The organism is Maridesulfovibrio spiralis (SeqCode), from assembly GCF_048571135.1.
Lineage (GTDB): Bacteria > Desulfobacterota > Desulfovibrionia > Desulfovibrionales > Desulfovibrionaceae > Maridesulfovibrio > Maridesulfovibrio spiralis.
This window is the reverse complement of the sequence record NZ_CP182344.1, coordinates 250066-266941: the sequence shown is the minus strand read 5'-3', so window position 1 is coordinate 266941 and position 16876 is coordinate 250066. Positions and strand designations below refer to the sequence as shown.

General features: G+C 48.4%; 14 protein-coding genes. 8 read left to right on the top strand and 6 right to left on the bottom strand.

Annotated elements, in window-relative coordinates:
- Window positions 1-191: 191 nt before the first annotated feature.
- The 8 genes from ACNI29_RS01125 (at window position 192) to ACNI29_RS01090 (ending at window position 11870) form a co-directional block, all read left to right on the top strand.
- The gene (locus tag ACNI29_RS01125; protein WP_419780361.1) at window positions 192-2606 is read left to right on the top strand and encodes a tetratricopeptide repeat-containing diguanylate cyclase; all 2415 of its coding nucleotides are present in this window, start codon (window positions 192-194) and stop codon (window positions 2604-2606) included.
- A gap of 14 nt (window positions 2607-2620) precedes the next feature.
- Window positions 2621-3223 carry a lytic transglycosylase domain-containing protein gene (locus tag ACNI29_RS01120; protein WP_419780360.1) on the top strand — a complete coding sequence of 201 codons (603 nt, stop codon included), beginning with the start codon at window positions 2621-2623 and terminating at the stop codon, window positions 3221-3223.
- Between the two features lie 6 nt (window positions 3224-3229).
- Window positions 3230-3709, top strand: coding sequence for a chemotaxis protein CheW (locus ACNI29_RS01115; RefSeq protein ID WP_419780359.1), 480 nt, complete (start codon window positions 3230-3232; stop codon window positions 3707-3709).
- Window positions 3702-5234 carry a CheR family methyltransferase gene (locus tag ACNI29_RS01110; RefSeq protein ID WP_419780358.1) on the top strand — a complete coding sequence of 511 codons (1533 nt, stop codon included), beginning with the start codon at window positions 3702-3704 and terminating at the stop codon, window positions 5232-5234. The genes ACNI29_RS01115 and ACNI29_RS01110 overlap by 8 nt, the downstream gene beginning before the upstream one ends.
- Before the next feature lie 23 nt (window positions 5235-5257).
- Window positions 5258-5824 (top strand): chemotaxis protein CheW, encoded by a 567-nt coding sequence (locus ACNI29_RS01105; protein ID WP_419780357.1) that lies wholly within the window; start codon window positions 5258-5260, stop codon window positions 5822-5824.
- Window positions 5825-5857: 33 nt separating this feature from the next.
- The gene (locus tag ACNI29_RS01100) at window positions 5858-8209 is read left to right on the top strand and encodes a hybrid sensor histidine kinase/response regulator (RefSeq protein WP_419780356.1); all 2352 of its coding nucleotides are present in this window, start codon (window positions 5858-5860) and stop codon (window positions 8207-8209) included.
- 134 nt (window positions 8210-8343) lie between these two features.
- Entirely contained in the window at window positions 8344-9411 is a 1068-nt protein-coding gene (gene cheB / locus ACNI29_RS01095; protein ID WP_419780355.1) for a chemotaxis-specific protein-glutamate methyltransferase CheB, read from the top strand.
- Window positions 9411-11870 carry a response regulator gene (locus ACNI29_RS01090; protein WP_419780354.1) on the top strand — a complete coding sequence of 820 codons (2460 nt, stop codon included), beginning with the start codon at window positions 9411-9413 and terminating at the stop codon, window positions 11868-11870. Before cheB ends, ACNI29_RS01090 begins: the two co-directional genes overlap by 1 nt.
- 76 nt (window positions 11871-11946) lie before the next feature.
- Here the strand turns inward: ACNI29_RS01090 and pgm are convergent, their stop codons facing one another.
- From pgm to ACNI29_RS01060, 6 genes are all read right to left on the bottom strand, one after another.
- On the bottom strand, window positions 11947-13596 hold the full coding sequence (gene pgm / locus ACNI29_RS01085) for a phosphoglucomutase (alpha-D-glucose-1,6-bisphosphate-dependent) (protein WP_419780353.1): 1650 nt from the start codon (window positions 13594-13596) through the stop codon (window positions 11947-11949).
- 226 nt (window positions 13597-13822) lie between these two features.
- Entirely contained in the window at window positions 13823-14269 is a 447-nt protein-coding gene (locus tag ACNI29_RS01080; protein WP_419780352.1) for a hypothetical protein, read from the bottom strand.
- A gap of 209 nt (window positions 14270-14478) precedes the next feature.
- Window positions 14479-15099 (bottom strand): tetratricopeptide repeat protein, encoded by a 621-nt coding sequence (locus tag ACNI29_RS01075; RefSeq protein ID WP_419780351.1) that lies wholly within the window; start codon window positions 15097-15099, stop codon window positions 14479-14481.
- Window positions 15100-15164: 65 nt separating this feature from the next.
- Window positions 15165-15512, bottom strand: a complete 348-nt coding sequence (locus ACNI29_RS01070; RefSeq protein ID WP_419780350.1) for a hypothetical protein — start codon at window positions 15510-15512, stop codon at window positions 15165-15167.
- 18 nt (window positions 15513-15530) lie between these two features.
- Window positions 15531-16301, bottom strand: a complete 771-nt coding sequence (locus ACNI29_RS01065; protein ID WP_419780349.1) for a YkgJ family cysteine cluster protein — start codon at window positions 16299-16301, stop codon at window positions 15531-15533.
- A 341-nt stretch (window positions 16302-16642) separates the two neighbouring features.
- Window positions 16643-16831: a ferredoxin gene (locus tag ACNI29_RS01060; RefSeq protein WP_136675049.1), complete on the bottom strand. Its 189-nt coding sequence runs from the start codon at window positions 16829-16831 to the stop codon at window positions 16643-16645.
- Between the last annotated feature and the right edge of the window lie 45 nt (window positions 16832-16876).

Sequence of the window (16876 nt, the reverse complement as noted above, 5' to 3'; positions counted from 1 at the left end):
TTGAGAAAAAAATATTTATAATGCTTTGAGATTAGACACGTAATTTCATTTAGGTAGAAGAATACAAATTGTATTTGCTAAAATTGTAAAACAATGTCTTTGAGGATTTGGATGCCTTTTTTGGCGAATTGTGATGCTTGCCCGTAACTCCTCGCTTGTCTTGAGTCATCATGCGGGTTATGTCCCTGCCTATGAATAAGGATAATCTCTTCACCGCCGGAATATGTCTTTCACCGCAGGATTTGATCCTCTACGAGCACACTCTTAAGGACCTCATTCAGGAATTCCTGCCATTTGAATCATACAGCCTCTATTTTCCAAAGCCCCCCAAAGGTAAATTCAGGTCCAAGCTTGAAGCACGCTACAGTGAGGAAGAAGGACAGCTGATGCTCCCTTTGCGCTTGCGTGGGCGTGATCTTTGTTACTTTATTGCCAGAGGTGTGGAACTGGATGCACCAGAATCTTTGCCGCCTTATCTCGAAGCATTGGCTTCCTGTTCGCTGGAGAAAATTTTACTTTATAAAAGCTCCATTACCGATCAGCTGACCGGGATGGCTACCCGCGATTATTTTATGGCCAAGCTTAATAGAGAATTGGACCTTATTCAAAATTGCATGATGCCCACCACGGGAGGGTGTAAGGATCCCGGTATCCCCACCTTTAGTGGCTCAGTTGGGGTGGTTGTTCTTGATATGGATTATTTCCAGCGCATCAATGACCGCTATGGCTACGGTCTGGGGGATTCAATCATTTCCGATCTTGCCGCACGGATAAATGAAGTGGTGGTCGAATCTGTAATCTGCGCCCGTATTTTTGATGACAAGTTCGCATTTTTGATCCCGGACGGAAGGCCGAAAGCATGCGCCAAGTTGGCGGAAGAGTTGCGTGCTTTGGTGGAGGGTTTCTCCGTTAAGGATCCGGTCACCGGGGATGTGATCAAGGTCAGTGTCAGTGCAGGATATGCCAACTATCCGCAGTCCCTTTCCGGCCCGCACTTCAAACGTTCAGCTGATGAACAGGCCCGTATTCTCATGCGTAAAGCGGCTAAGGCTGTTGCAACAGCCAAGGATTTCGGGCGTAATTGCGTTTTTGCCTATTCCGATATTCTCCAGAAGGGTGCTAAGGTTCTTGAGGTTCTGCCCCTGCAGCGTCTGGCTTTGTCCATCGGACAGAGTGTTGATGCTCGTGAGGGTGCTCGTTTTCTGGTCTGGTCTCCTGATTACCAGTCCAGAACACAGGCCCGACTCACCGAGGATGAACGTATTTCCGGGACATATCCGACCATGTACAAGGCCGAGGTGGTCATTATAGAAGTGCAGGAAGAAATCGCATTTGCGGAAATTTTGCATTTGAGTGATCCGGCATGGCCGGTTACCGAGGGCGACCGTTTGACCCTGCTTAATGAGAAGGACAGCTTCTTTGATGCGCAGGCCGGACCGGAAGCCAATGTCTCCCCGCAGCGTGATATGGTTACCGGGTTGTATAGCTATAAAGAATTTATCGGACGTTACGGCCGCATGCGCCAGAATCTGGATAAATTTTCCGTGGCTGTTCTGCGGCTGGCAACAAACCCGGCAGAGCAGGGCGGCAATTTCCAGAAATTGACTGACGCACAGGTCCAGAAAGTGGCCTCAAGAGCAGAGACTTTTTTCGAAAAAACCTGCATGGGCGGGCGGTACAGTCTGAACAGCCTGATTTACTTTTTCCCGCATGGCGAATCCGACGGGGTCATGGAAGATGTTTTACGTCTGGTGCGTGAATGTTCGGAGGATTTTGAAATCGAACTTGCCGCCGGTGTGGCCTCATTTCCGTTCCTTAATTACCGGCGTAGTGAAATTCTTGAGAACTGCCGCAAGGGACTTGACCATTCTCTTATGCTTGAAAAGCCCATGGTCGCCCAGTTTGATTCGGTTTCGCTGAATATTTCTGCCGACCGCCTCTACGTGGATGGGGATATTTATGGCGCAATCGAGGAGTTTCGCCTCGCTCTGCTGGCTGACTCCGATAATATCCTTGCCCGTAACTCACTCGGGATCTGCTACGCTCAGGTCGGCAAACCCGAGCAGGCCCGCAAGCAGTTCGAGGAAGTTCTAGATATCACTCCCAAGAACATTATGGCCCTGTACAACCTCGGTTGGACCTGCCAGATGCTGGGCAGTATGGGTAAAGCCCGCGAAGCCTACGAAAAGTGTCTTGAGCTGGAGCCGGAAAATGTCTTTTCCCTCGTGCGGATCGGTGTGCTTTCCGAACAGGATAAGGGACTTGATGAAGCAGAGCAGTACTATCTCAAGGCTGCCAAGCTTAAGGGCGGAGATGCTCTGACTATGCGCCATCTGGCCCGCATATCTTATGTGCGCGGTGATATGGACAAGGCCCGTGAGTATCTGCATCAGGCCTTGAATGCCAACCATAACGATGCTTCAGCAATGAACATGCTGGCCCGCATCTATCTTGAACGCGGTGAAGATCCTCAGGTCGCAGAAGTCCTTGCCCGCCAGAGTGCTGCGCTCAAGCCCGGCAAACAGCAGTTTTGGGAAACGCTTGCCAAGGCTCTTGAGGTTCAGGAAAAATTCGAAGAGGCCAAGCAGGTTAGGTCCAGAATTTAGGAAAAAGAACTTCCATGTCCAGATTTATAATCGCACTTTATGTAATCCTTTGCGGGGCCATCCTGTTTCGTGCGATGATTCCGGCTGAGATGGGACGTGAATTTTCTCCTGCAGAGCGACATGAAGTTCAGCAACGCATGAGAGTCGCTGAGCGCGAGCGGATTCCGGTGCGACCTCTTTTTGCACAGGTTGCTGAGGAGTTTTCACTGCACCCTGAGATCCTGAATGCCATTGCGGATCATGAAAGCGGGTACAATCCTTGGGCCTTGAATATTCAAGGGAAAAGCGTGTACCCTGATTCCCGCGAGGAAGCTCTTGCAATAATAGAAAAAAACAGGGGCAAGAGCTATGATATTGGATTGATGCAGGTGAATTCTTACTGGATCAGGAAATTTGAACTTAGCCCTGCCGAGGCACTGGAGCCGGAAGAAAATCTACGTCTGGGAGCTTGGATACTGCGCTACTGTCTTGACCGGTACGGCTATAATTGGCGGGCAATCGGTGCTTACCATACCGGTTCACCGAAGAATCTGCCGGGAAGGGCAAGGGCCTATGCCGTTAAGGTGATGAAAAAATATAATGCGCTGATGAGAAAATCCGCAAGGTCCGGGAAGTAATATTTTATGAATAGCAATGATTACATTGTCTTTGAGGTTGATGACGTAAAGTTTGGCCTGCCCTCTGTCTTAGTGGACCGGGTTGAACGGGCAGTCATGCTGACCCCGGTTCCGGAAGCTCCGGACCCTGTGCTTGGGGTCGTCAATGACGGAGGTGAAGTTGTTCCCGTACTGGGGTTGCGCGGCAGGCTCGGGCTTGAGGAGCGCGAGGTCATTCCCAGTGACCGTCTGGTTTTCAGCTCAGCGAATGGCAGGCGAATTGCTTTGCTCGCGGACAGTATTAGCGATGTATTCGAGATTGCTCCCGACACCCTCCGTGAAGCGAGGGAGATTTGGCCCGGTGTCTCTTTTCTTAAGTCATTTGCCGGGGTGGGAGTTGATGTGGTGCTGGTGCAGGACATGGGGGCATTGCTGGATCCCGAACAGGAACGTAGTCTGCTTAACGCTCTGGCTGCAATGTCAGAGGAGTCTCCTTTAAATGAATAATATCCTGACAGATGACAGGATCAGCAAGCTGGCAGACATGGTCCGGCGGAGCTACGGGCTGGATTTTTCCATGGAAAGGTGGAACGATCTGCGTAGCGCCGTTGTCCGTTTTCATAAGGATAATAAGTTTTTCAGTACTGCAGCAGAAAGCCTTGAGTATATAATTTCACCGGAAGCCCGCAGTCATGATATTGAGCAGTTTATTAACAGCCTGACCATTGGCGAGACATTTTTTTTCCGCGACACCAAGGCGTTGAAGGTTCTCGAATATGAAATTCTGCGCAATTTGAACGGGAAGGGCAGCGGCAAAAACGGAGCCGTAAGAATGTGGTCCACAGCCTGCGCCACCGGGGAAGAACCTTATACTCTGGCCATGATCTGCCGTCGTTCCGGGATAAAGGTAGAGATCTTCGGAACCGACATAGATAGCCGGGCCTTGATTAAGGCTCGTGAGGGTTGTTATCGCAAATGGTCATTTCGGTCGGAAGATACCGGATTCCGTGATGTCTTTTTCAGGAAGGTCGGGGCGAATTCATATTTTATTGATTCCACAATTAAAAATATGGTCAATCTTTCGCGGTTGAATCTCATGGATACTGCTGTTCCGGCATCTTTGGCGGATATGGACGTCGTACTATGCCGTAATGTGCTGATGTATTTTTCCAGAAAAGGGGTGCATGGAGTACTGGATAAGCTCTGGGATTGTATCAGCTCCAGAGGCTGGCTTATTGCTACACCCAGTGAATCCGCATTGCTGACTACACATGGCAGGTTTGAGCCGGTCAATGTCGCAGGTGTCCTTCTATTCAGGAAAAATGAACAGTACGTGCCTTATACTCTGGAAACTATTGCTGATCCGGTTCAGGATAGCTTCGATTCCCAACAACCGTTCTCCGGAGATTTAACGGGTGCTGATTCGCGTGACGATAATACGTTTTCAACAGAGGAATATTTTGTTTTTGAAGAGCCTGACCCGATGTCGATGGATAATACACAGGAGTGTGTCCCGGTTGAATGCGGGGAAGACCTTTTGGAGCAGGCGCGGATGCTGCGGGTACAGGGTGATTTGTCCGGGGCACTAGATGTTTACAAAAAGATTATTGATCATGATTATGACCGTAAAATCTGCTTGTCAGCTCTTCTGGGGATTGCCGGGTTAAAAGTTGACTCCGGGTTCACTAATGAGGCCTGCATGTGGTGCGAAAGGGCGGTTGAATTGGACCGGGTTGATCCTCGCGCTCATTTTTTACTGGGGCAGATTTGCTTGCAGCAGGGGGATCGGGAGCGAGCCGTTTCCGAAATGCGTAATGCGGTGTTTCTGGATAGCGGTTTTATCATGGCACATGTGCTTCTCGGTAACATATATTTTGAAAACAGTGATAAGAACGCAGCCCTTAGACATTTCAGGATTGCCTTGCAGGAACTGGAAAAAAAGGATCTGGACGAACTGGTCCCTTTTTCCGATAGCACTACAGCCGGAAGGCTGCAGGAGATGGTTCTCTTGGTCCGGGATAACATTGGCTAGATATTTTTTTCAGAGGTGGAAATATGGAAGGAAACACACTGGATTATATTAGAAATGAAAATGATAAGGAGCTTTTGCGCAAAAGGGCGGAAAAGCTGGCTTTGCAGGTTTCTGATCTAGATTCCGTAGAAGGGAAGAGTGAAAATGACCGGGACTATGTTTTTTTTCGCTTGGGACCGGAGGTGTTCGGTTTGGAGACTTCTATAGTAAAAGAGGTCCTGATCCCGGAAGATATTGTAGCTGTTCCCTGTACTCCTGATTTTCATCTCGGGGTCATCAGTGTGCGTGGTCATCTCTGGGCTGTCGTTGACCTATGCAAATTTTTAGGAATGCGGGACGGTCTGGAAGCGGAAAATCCCGGTGTAGTTCTGCTTTCCGGTGATGACGCAGAGTTTTGTCTTGCCGTTGATGAAATTGTTGGAGTCAGCCGTATTCCTAATACAGAACTAAAATCCCTCCCCTCGGGGGATGACCGGATTTCTGAATACTGTCTGGGTGTTACAGAGGATAGAAGGACTGTCTTGGATGGGGCAGCTCTTTTGCAGGATGAAGCATTGATCGTGAATGATTTTGTGGGCAGCATCAGTTAGCTGTTTTTTTAAGGATAGTTCTGGGGGGTGGGTATGTCCAAAATCGGCGGAGATCTAAAGCAAAGGCTGCTTAATGCGTTCAGAGGGGAAAGCTCTGACCGGATGCGCGTGCTTTCTACTGATTTTATGCGTTTGGAGAAAGGATGCGCCAAGGAAGATCTGGCATTGGTTGTGGAGTCTTCTTACCGTGAACTGCATAGTCTCAAGGGAGCGGCAAGGGCTGTCGGCTTAATCTCGGTGGAAGATTTCTGTCAGACATTTGAATCTTTTTTTTCTGTGCTCAAAAAACAGGGACTGACTCCTTCTTCTAAAACTTGCGCATTGATGCTTGGCTGGCTGGATATTTTGGAAGACCTGCTGCGGGCGGAGGATGATTCCGCAGATGCATCTGCTTCTCCACAGATGCTGCTTGCTATTTCAAGAATGAAGGAACTGGCAGAATCCCCTGCGCAGATTGAGGGTGACGGCCCTTCTGTGTATGTATCTGACACAGTCCCAAAGAGTGAATTTTCCCCTGAAGAAAGTGTTGTTGCCGGGAAGGAAAATATGACTCCTCCCAAACCGGTTTCACCGGCAGCGAGCAATGATGAAATAGAGTTGCATCAGGAGCAGGGACTTGAGCCCCGTAAAAATGATAATGCCCATGTTTCAGCTGGCATGGATGACACTGTAAGGGTCAGTTCTTCTTCGCTTACGGGATTGCTTTTACAGACTGAAGAATTGATTTCGTCCCGCAATTCCCAGAAGAACAGGGCTAGGGAACTATCTGAACTGGATCATTCTTTCAGGAATTTCTTAAAGCTTTTTCATAGCAATAGCGAAGGGCGTGTGTCCGGTTTGTCTGAGGAAGACGTTAAGCAGCAGGCTCAGATGACCGAGGCTTTGGAAGGTTTTTCCAAAAAGATCGAGGCATTGAATTTATCCGCCCGTAAAGCAGAATGGGATCTTACTTCCAAAGTTGATGCCTTGCTTAATGATTTCAAGGATTCCATGCTGCTGCCTTTTTCTTCTTTGCTGGAAGTATTTCCACGCATGGTCCGCAATTTGAGTATGGAGCAAGGCAAGGAGTGCCGGCTAGAAACCAGCGGAGAAAATGTACGTATTGACCGCCGTATTCTTGAAATGCTTCATGACCCGCTTATGCACATGATCAGAAACTCAATTGATCATGGAATAGAGTCTAAAGAAGAGCGTCTCAGACGGAGTAAGTCTCCGGTAGGCATAATAAATTTTTCTATCACCAAGACTGACCGGGATGTGGTCAAAATAGTTTATAGTGATAATGGCCGGGGAATAGATCAGGAACGGCTTAAAGCTGTTGCGGTCAGCCGGGGGCTTATTTCGGCTGAAGAAGCGGAAAAAATGGATCGCCGTGCTGCGTTGGAGCTGATTTATATTTCCGGTATGTCTACCAGTGAAATTATCACCGACATTTCCGGTCGTGGTTTGGGAATGGCTATTGTCCGTGATAAAATCGAATCCTTCGGCGGGAGCATTATTCTTGCCAGCCCGGAGGGCAAAGGGATCAGGATTGTGATGAATATCCCGGTAGCGCTGACTTCATTCCGGGGGATTGTTGTGGAGTCCGGGAGCAGGCTGGCCGTGGTTCCCAAATCCGGTATACGCAAAGTTATGCTTGTACGTCAGAATGATATTATTACTGCCGGTGGCAAGGAGACGGTATTTGTCTTCGGCAGACCCATTCCGCTGGTGGCTCTGGCAGATATTTTGGAACTGGAACAGGGGGAGACAAAAGCTGATGCTATTGCGGTTCTGGTTGTGGGTAAAGGCAGCAAAGCTGTGGCGATCAGCGTTGATGATCTGCATGGCGAGCAGGAAGTTATGGCCAAGGGAATGGGACCGCTGTTGAAAAGGGTCCGCAATGTCTCAGGATTTTCCATGCTCGGCTCAGGAGAACTTGCCCCTATCCTGCATACCCCGGATATGGTTCGCAGTGCTTTGACAATTCATACTCGTGGCCGTGTTCGTTCTGTGATACATAAACAGGAAGGGCAGGTTATCAAAAACGTACTTGTGGCTGAGGACTCCATTACTTCACGCATGCTGCTTAAGAATGTTCTTGAAGCTGCCGGATATCATGTTGTTACTGCTATGAACGGTCTTGATGCTTTGCAGAAGATTGAGGAATCCATTCCTGATGTTCTTGTCTCTGATGTTGAGATGCCGCATATGGACGGTTTCACCTTGACTTCAAAGGTCAGACAAATGGATAGCTGCTCAAGCCTCCCTATTATTCTGGTAACGTCTTTGGGACCACCTGAAGACCGTGAGCGTGGAGTTGAAGCCGGAGCAGATGCCTATATTATTAAATCTGATTTCGATCAGGGTAATTTGTTGGAGGTAATAGCCCGTCTGGCTGGATAATGTAAAATCTATTTTTATAATTTTATTGTTGTGTGATGTATAATAGCTATAGATTTGCAGCTGGGCTAATTAGAGTGTAGGTGATACGTCCCTTTATGTAGTTTTTGAATTTTCCCGATAGGAGCAATGGGTAAGTGATCAAGGTTTTGATAGTTGATGACTCGGCAACTGTCCGCACCATGTTTGCAGATTTGTTTAAGCGCGAGGATGATTTTGAAGTGGTCGGCTGTGCTGAAGACGGCTACTCTGCTTTGCGCATGGTGCAGGAGTTGAAGCCGGACGTCGTCACTATGGATGTTAACCTTCCTGATTGTGACGGTTTCAGGGTTACCCGCATGATTATGGAAGATAATCCTGTTCCTATCGTAATCGTAAGTGCTGTATACAGTGCTTCTGATGCTGAGATCGGATTCAGGCTGATTGATACCGGAGCCCTTGCCTTCCACGATAAACCGGGCCTGAAGAATGATAATTTTGAAGAACAGATGCAGGAAATCATCATCTCTGCACGCCTGATGTCTGAAGTTAAGGTTGTTCGCCGCAAGAGCAGGTTCAGGACCGATAATATTATGGATAGATCGCTGCCTGCTGCCTGTGAATACAAACCTGCACCTTCTTCAGTCAAAGAGAAGGTTATCTGCATCGGGGCTTCCACCGGTGGGCCGCAGGCTATTAAAGAAATACTCATGTCTGTCCCTCATAAATTCCCGGCTCCCATCTTGATTGTGCAGCATATGTCTGCCGGTTTCACCGAGGGGATGGTTAGCTGGTTGAAAAATAATACCGGGCATGATGTAAGAGTTGCTGACCATGGTGATGTCCTGCGATCCGGTGTGGTTTACTTTGCGCCGGAAGGGTCGCATACAGAAATTTCATCTGATAAGCGTGTTTTGTTGAGCGATGCTCCAAATGTAAACGAGATCAGACCTTCAGTTTCCGTTCTTTTTCACTCTGCCGCCCGGAATCTGGGTTCTTCTGTGGTCGGAGTCCTACTTACCGGAATGGGGCGCGACGGGGCTGACGGACTGCTTGAGATTAAGCGCAGTGGCGGGTATACCATTGCTCAGGACGAAGATAGTTCAATCGTGTTTGGAATGCCGGGGGAGGCAGTTAAATTGGGGGCTGCCTTGGCTGTATTATCTATCGGAAATATCGGGAGGCATCTCTGCAAGCTTTTCTTGGAGTTGTCGGAGGGTAAGTAGTGGAAAGTCATCATATTCTGGTTGTCGAAGACAGTCTGACGCAAGCGGTTAAGCTGGAATATATTCTATTGGAAAGAGGATTTCAGGTTTCTCTGGTTTCCAGCGGTGAAAATGCTCTTGGTATACTGGCGGAAAAGGATATTGATCTGGTTATCAGCGATGTAGTTATGCCTGGTATGGATGGCTACGAGCTTTGCGAGAAGATACGGGATAATGATCACTACAAAAATGTCCCGGTTATCTTGCTGACCAGTCTTTCCGAACCGGGAGATATCATTAAGGGTTTGAAAAGCGGGGCCACAAACTTTGTGACCAAGCCCTATGACGAAGATTTTCTGATTTCCCGTATTGAGTCCGTTCTAAAAAATAAATATTTCGAGTCAGACAATTCCGCCACACAAGATGTGGATTTTGAATTTCAGGGTGAGAAACACGTCCTGAAGGCTGATTTCAGTCAGGTGTTTCACCTTTTGCTGGCAACTTATGAGAACACCCTCCTGCAATCCCGTCAGCTTGATGTTGCCAACCGCAAATTAGTCGACCGCGAGGAACAGCTCAGCTCTGTTCTGGCTTCCATGTCTGCTAAAATAGCGGTGCTTGATCCCCGGATGAAAATTATAGCAGCCAATGACTCATGGCGTGATATCTTTGTGCCGGGCATAAGCGAAGAAGGACTTGGTGGTCTTGATTTCGAAGAGGCTATTTATTCTTCCGGCTGCCTGCGCGGTTCGATGCGTGAGTTAATGGGGGGGGTGCGTTCCGTTGTAGAAGGCAAGCGCAAGATGTTTTCTTGTGAGTACTCTTTTGAAAGTAAAGACAAACCTTGCTGGTATATGCTGGAAGTTACTCCTATGCAGGGTGATTCCGGCGGTGCTGTAGCTTCTTTTATTGAGATAACTGAACGTAAGGCAATGGAACGTGAGATTATCAAGGCGCGTGATGTGGCTGAGAAAGCCAACCGTTTTAAATCCCGTTTTCTCGCATCAATGAGCCATGAAATCCGCACCCCGCTTAATGCTATTATCGGGATGACCGATCTTACCTTGCGCTCTGATCTTTCCGCGAAACAGACTGAGGATCTTGAGCTTGTAAAAGTTTCTGCCGACCAGCTGCTCACTCTGATTAATGACATTCTCGATTTATCAAAAGTCGAGGCCCGCATGCTTACCCTTGAAGAAAGTGATTTTTGTTTGGGAGAGGCGTTGCACGATGTTGTAAAAAGCATGGAGCAACAGGCGCGGGATAAAGGGTTGGTTCTTAGTATTGATATTGATGATGGTGTTCCCAAAGCCGTTTGCGGTGATCAGGTTCGTTTGAAACAGATTTTGTTCAACCTGATCGGTAATTCCATTAAATTTACTTCACACGGCGGTGTATTTGTACAGGTCAGCAGGTTGGAGAGAGACTCTCAAACTGGAAAAGAGATTGTGCAGGTTGCGGTCCGTGATACAGGTATAGGTGTCCCGGAAGACAAGCAGGCTTTGATTTTTGAGAGTTTCCGTCAGGCAGATGATTCCACTACCCGAAAGTTCGGTGGAACAGGGCTTGGATTGGCTATTTCACGTGAGCTGGTCGAGATGATGGGCGGCAAAATCAGGGTTAACAGCTCTGAAGGATGCGGTAGCGTTTTTTCTTTTTCAGTTGCCCTGAAGAGTGGAGATCCCTCTAAACTTGTTGTCGGTAAGGAGACCTCTGTAGATGTCCCGGGCGAAGCCTCGGAATACTCAATCCTGTTGGTAGAGGACAATCCTATCAATGTGTTGGTGGCTACAAGTCTGCTGGAAAAAATGGGACACGCTGTGCAGGTCGCATCCAACGGCCTTGAAGCGGTCAGCATGCTTTCCGGTATTGATGCGGATCTGGTGCTCATGGACCTTGAAATGCCGGAAATGGATGGATTTAGTGCCGCAAAAGCTATCCGTGACGGAAAGTCCGGGGCGGCTGCACGGAATATCCCCATTATCGCAATGTCTGCGCATGCCATGGCCGGAGTTAAGGATCGGTGTTCCAAGGCCGGAATGGATAGCTATATCGCCAAACCTGTGCAGTATCTCGCCCTGCAGGAAGCAATCTTCCGTGTCATGAGTGAAGGTGGCAGCGAGGCCCGCAAAGCTGATGATCCTGTCCCGTGCGAAGAAAAAGTCGTCGATAGGGCGAAAGCAGAGGTCATGTATCAGGGCGACACGGAGCTGTATACCGAGCTTTGCTCTATGTTTCTAAGTGATGTGCAGGACGAGATTGTTACTTTTAAGGAAGCACTTGGAAAGGATGACAGTGTGGCACGTAGGGTTGTGCACACTATGAAAAGCAGCTGTGCTGCGATTTGTGCACCCCGCGCCCGTGATGCAGCTATGCTGCTGGAGAAAAATCTGATTAATGAAGATTTTGACGGGGTGAATGAGCAGCTGGCTTTCTTTGAAGCTGAGGCAGCAAGAGTCTGTGATGAGTTGGGAAAATAGTTTTTATTTATAGGCAAAAAAAAGAGCAGCTCGCATCACGCAGGCTGCTCTTTTTTATTGTTCTCTTTTCAGTCGGCTACTTCAGAGCCTCTTCAAAAGCCGCATTGACAATTTTTGCCGCTTCTTCCTGAATTGCTACCAGATGCGCAAGACCTTTAAAGGATTCCGCATAGATCTTGTAAATAGATTCAGTGCCGGAAGGACGTGCTGCAAACCAGCCGTGTTCGGTGACAACCTTCAGACCGCCAATGGCTTCGCCGTTGCCGGGAGCTGCTGTAAGGCGTTCCTCAATAGTTTCTCCGGCAAGGGTTTTTGCCTTGACCATGTCCGGGGTAAGAATGCTGAAAGCTTTTTTCTGCTCTTCGGTAGCCGGGGTATCAATGCGTTTGTACACCGGGTGACCGAATTGCTTTTCAAGTGCGGTGTAGTGCTCTCCGGGATCTTTTCCAGTGATTGCAGTGATTTCTGCTGCCAGCAGGTTCATGATGATACCATCTTTGTCGGTAGTCCATACAGTACCGTCTTTGCGCAGGAAGGATGCACCGGCACTTTCTTCTCCACCAAAGCCACAGGTCCCGCTCAGAAGCGGGTCTACGAACCATTTAAAGCCGACCGGAACTTCCATAAGCGGACGGTTGATGGAGTCCGCCACACGGTTGATCATGGAGCTGGAAACGAGGGTTTTACCCACGGTCAGCTTCTCGCTCCATTGGGGTCTGTGCTTGTAAAGATATTCAATCGCTACAGCCAGATAGTGGTTCGGGTTCATCAGACCACGGCTTTTGGTCACGATACCGTGTCTGTCGGTGTCCGGGTCGTTGGCAAAAGAAATATCGTACTTGTCTTTAAGTTCGATGAGTCCGGCCATGGCATAAGGGGATGAGCAATCCATGCGGATTTTTCCGTCCTTGTCCACGTGCATAAAAGAATAGGCCGGGTCGATTTTCTTGTTCACAACGCTCATGTTCAGGCCGTACTTTTCAGCGATAGGTTCCCAGTAATCTATAGCTGCGCCGCCGAGAGGATCGACACCTATGCTGAGTCCCGCAGAAGCAATCGCTTCCATGTCCAGAATGTTTTCAAGATCATTTACGTACGGGGTAATGAAATCGAATTCCTTGCTGGTGTCAGCAGCAAGAGCACGGCTGAAGGGGATGCGTTTTACATCTTTAAGCCCGTTTTTAAGGATTTCATTAGCGCGGTCCTGAATTGTGCGGGTGATTGCTGTACCTGCCGGTCCGGCACTGGGCGGATTGTACTTGAAGCCGCCGTCACGCGGGGGGTTGTGGGACGGGGTAATGACTACACCGTCGGCGAAACCGTCCTTGCGACCTTTGTTGTAGGCAAGGATTGCATGGGAGATTGCCGGGGTAGGGGTGTAGCCTTTGTCGTTCAGCAGCACGGTTACGTCATTTGCTGCAAAAACTTCAAGAGCGGAAATCTGTGCAGGCTCAGAGAGCGCGTGGGGGTCCTTACCCATGAACAAGGGACCGCTGTAGCCCATGGATTTTCTGTATTCGCAGATGGCCTGTGCAATGGCGAAGATATGGTCTTCGTTAAAGGAGCCGTCAAGAGAAGAGCCCCTGTGGCCGGAGGTTCCGAATGCTACCAGATGGGAATCAACGGAAGGATCAGGTTTTTCTGTGTAGTATGCTGATACGAGTCTAGGTATGTTTTCAAGGATTTCCGCCGGTGCGGGTTGTCCTGCTAATTTGCTGAGTGCCATTTAATCCTCCGAATTAATTTGTACCGATAAAGAATATCAAAGAAATATAAAAATACAACAGTTAACAGTTATTTTCAGCTGATTGTAACCTGCATACCGGCAGGATATCTTGTGTTACAATTTACAGACTGCTGATAGCTTTGTCCATAATTCTCGGCAGATATGAACTTTTTTTGTGCTTGTCGCGATGTCTATCGGTTTGGAAAAGTTTATTATAGTGCTTTATTCAGCTGTGAAAAATAAAATCCCAGTTCAGGTTGGTTCCGTACAGAATGCAGGCTCCGGTAATTAAAGCTATCAGCGAAAAGAATATTTCTTTTATGTCCGCCTTGTGGGGATTCTTGAGCAATCCGAATAATTGCACCGGCAGGGCCAGTCCGCGGAAGCTGAATAATGAGCCAATGATTACCAACACCGGGCCGAGCAGGGGGAGACGCATGAATTTACCTGCACCGGAAAATGCGTACAGACCAAAGAGCGCAATTACTGTAGCGATGAAGGCGGTAACTAATGTTGGAATTGGTGAATGTTTTTCGGCAAGTGTACTTAAGTCTTCTCCAGCCCCGAAATATCGGTAAGCCTTGGGTCCGACAACAATTATTACGATGTGCAGAATGGCTATCAGAAAGCAGACGATGCCGCCGAAGGTGAGTAAGTCAACTGCGTTGTGCATATGAATCCGGTTGTGCCGTTATGGAGTGGGTCGCGGGGCAGGCGCGATCAGCGTGCCGTATTTTTTCATTAAATTACTTGTACGGCACATTAGCATAATTCGTTTTTATTTACGAGGGGGGTGTGGTGCTGTTTTTTGCATCCAAAATAAAAAAACTCTCCGGCCATGGAGACCGGAGAGCTTTTCTAAGTACAATTTAAATTGCGATTCTAGCGGTGGCTTTCGAGTTCTTTGAGGAAGTCAGCAGAAACGTTGAAGCCGGTTTCGATGGCTTTGTCTACGCACTCGATAGCTTTTTTGTAGTCTTCTTTTTCGGTGTAGCAGAGAGCAAGGTTGTTCCATGCGGGACCGAAGTTGTCAGCAAGCTTGAGGGCTTTTTCGCAGACTTCGATGCAGTCGTCGAGCTCGCCTTCGTTGAAGTATGCTGCTCCGAGGGTGGAGAGAGCCTGTACGAAGTTAGGATCGTATTTGATGGCGCGTTTCAGAGCTTTGACAGCCTTATCTGTTTCGCCCTGCTCCATGTATACGTAGCCGATGTTACCCCAGGGAACAGCGAAGAAAGGACGCTGCTGGGTAGCAGTGATGTTGTAACGCAGACAGCCTTCAAGGTCGCCGCGCTGCATGGCGATACCGCCAAGCTGTACATATGCTTCCGCCATTTTGGGGGATTCATCAATTGCTACGAGGAATTCACGCTCAGCTTCCATGAAGTCCCTTTTGGACAGGTAGGCAACACCGAGGTTGTAGCGGGTGTTACTGCAGGTGGGGCTGGCTTCCTTTTTCTTTTTAAGATCCGCGATATAGTCGTCAATATTATCAAATTTCTGCATGGGAAAACCTCATATATTTATAAAAGTTTCAGTCTTTATCGGTCGGCTGCGGCAATCAGGAAGACTTAAATCTTTCTGCCTTCATTCTTGAGCAGTTCGTCATACCAGACACAAAAGTCATAAATGGGGCGTACCTTTTCGAAGTTCATGACCAGCATAACTCCGAATTCTGCAGCTGCCTGCGCGTACTCTGAGTTTCTGCTTACGTGGACTTCGCGTATGAATTCTTCACAGAGCTGCTGCGAAGTTCTTCCGGTGATGTCCTGACGCAGGTCAATGGGATCGAAAGGTTTCGCAAAAGGGTCCCATTCATCATAACCGATTTTGTCGACAAACCTGCGCCTGCGCGGCGAAAGTTTTTCGTACATGTATTGTTTTTGTTCTTCTATTTCTTCCGGGGTAAGTGTGCCCATTAGATTCTCCTGTACAGGTTACTTAGGGGCAGCACCCAGTTCTATAGAGTAGTTGCAGCTGGCGCATGCAGACTTGTCTTTGTCACAAGTTCCGCAGGCTTCCGAAGGTTCAGCGGCCGGGGCCGGAGCTTCTTCTACTTTGTCGCCGGTGTTGGCGCCCAGATATTCCGGTGTGTAGTCGGTTACCAGAGCCATGGAGAGGGGAACCAGAACTTCCGGCAGCTCCTTAAGGGAGGAGTTGATGGAAGCAGCCAGTTCTTCGCTCAGCTGCATCAGCTTGGATTGCAGAGTGTCCATGTTGATGGTGGGGTAGGCTTTACCGGGGGTGAAGCCTGATTTCTGACAGGAGTGAGCCTGACCGCTGATATTCATGGGAACACCGTAGATGCGGCAGGTCAAAGGTCTGAAATCGTAGAGAGCGCAAAGGTTGTCTTCTTTCAGGCAAGGGCATTTAACCCGTGCCATGGATACTTCTTTGAGGATTTCTGCTGTGGAGGCACCGGACTGGCTGGCCTTGAAAGCCCTTCTTTTGACTTTATGGATCAGTCTGTCCGCCTTATCCGCTTCCTGCATGATGATGGAGCGTTCCATACCGCTGTATATTTCGTTGAACTTGCGGTTGATGTAGATAGCTTCCACAAGGGTCAGATCGAAGAGGGCGTGGCAGCATTCACTGCAGCCTTTGGCACATTTGATGCCATCTTCAGTCTGTTCGGATATTTTATTAAAAGTCTTGTCTACTTCAGCGACAAGAGCTTCATATTTTTGAAAAATTTCTTTGAACTCCAAAGCAAAACCTCCGTGAAAAAATATGTTCAGAGCTTTGACGGAAAGTTCCGCCTAAACTCGTATAAGCTAAGTCTTATTGTTCAGCAGTCAATCGCCTGCATGAAAATAATTAATGATTTTATTGAACCATGTCCCGCGTGGCGGTCCAATCGCGCAGCGCAGCGGTGTTCCGGGGGGCGCATAAAAAATGGGGAAGGAGAGAGAGAGGAGAAAAGGGAATCCGGCTCCGGCAGGCTGGTCCGCTGAATATTTTAAATTCGTTGACCGTTAATTAAAGAGCAGGCGGGAATCTGGGCTAGACCCTGATTCCCGCCTTTAAAACTTCACTGATGAAGAACTTTCTACTGCTCTTCGATGGTGATAGCGTCCTGTTCGCAAACTTCGATACAGGATTCACAACCGAGGCATTCGTCTTCGTTAACAGCTACTGCTTTGCCGTCCTGAAGTTCGTAAACTTCGGTAGGACATACATCAACGCATTCGCCGTCGCCGTTACACTTGTCGTTATCAATGGTGATAATGTAGCTCATAGAGTTACCCTCCAAAAAGATTGATTTTTTTAGCCTCTGGTAGCC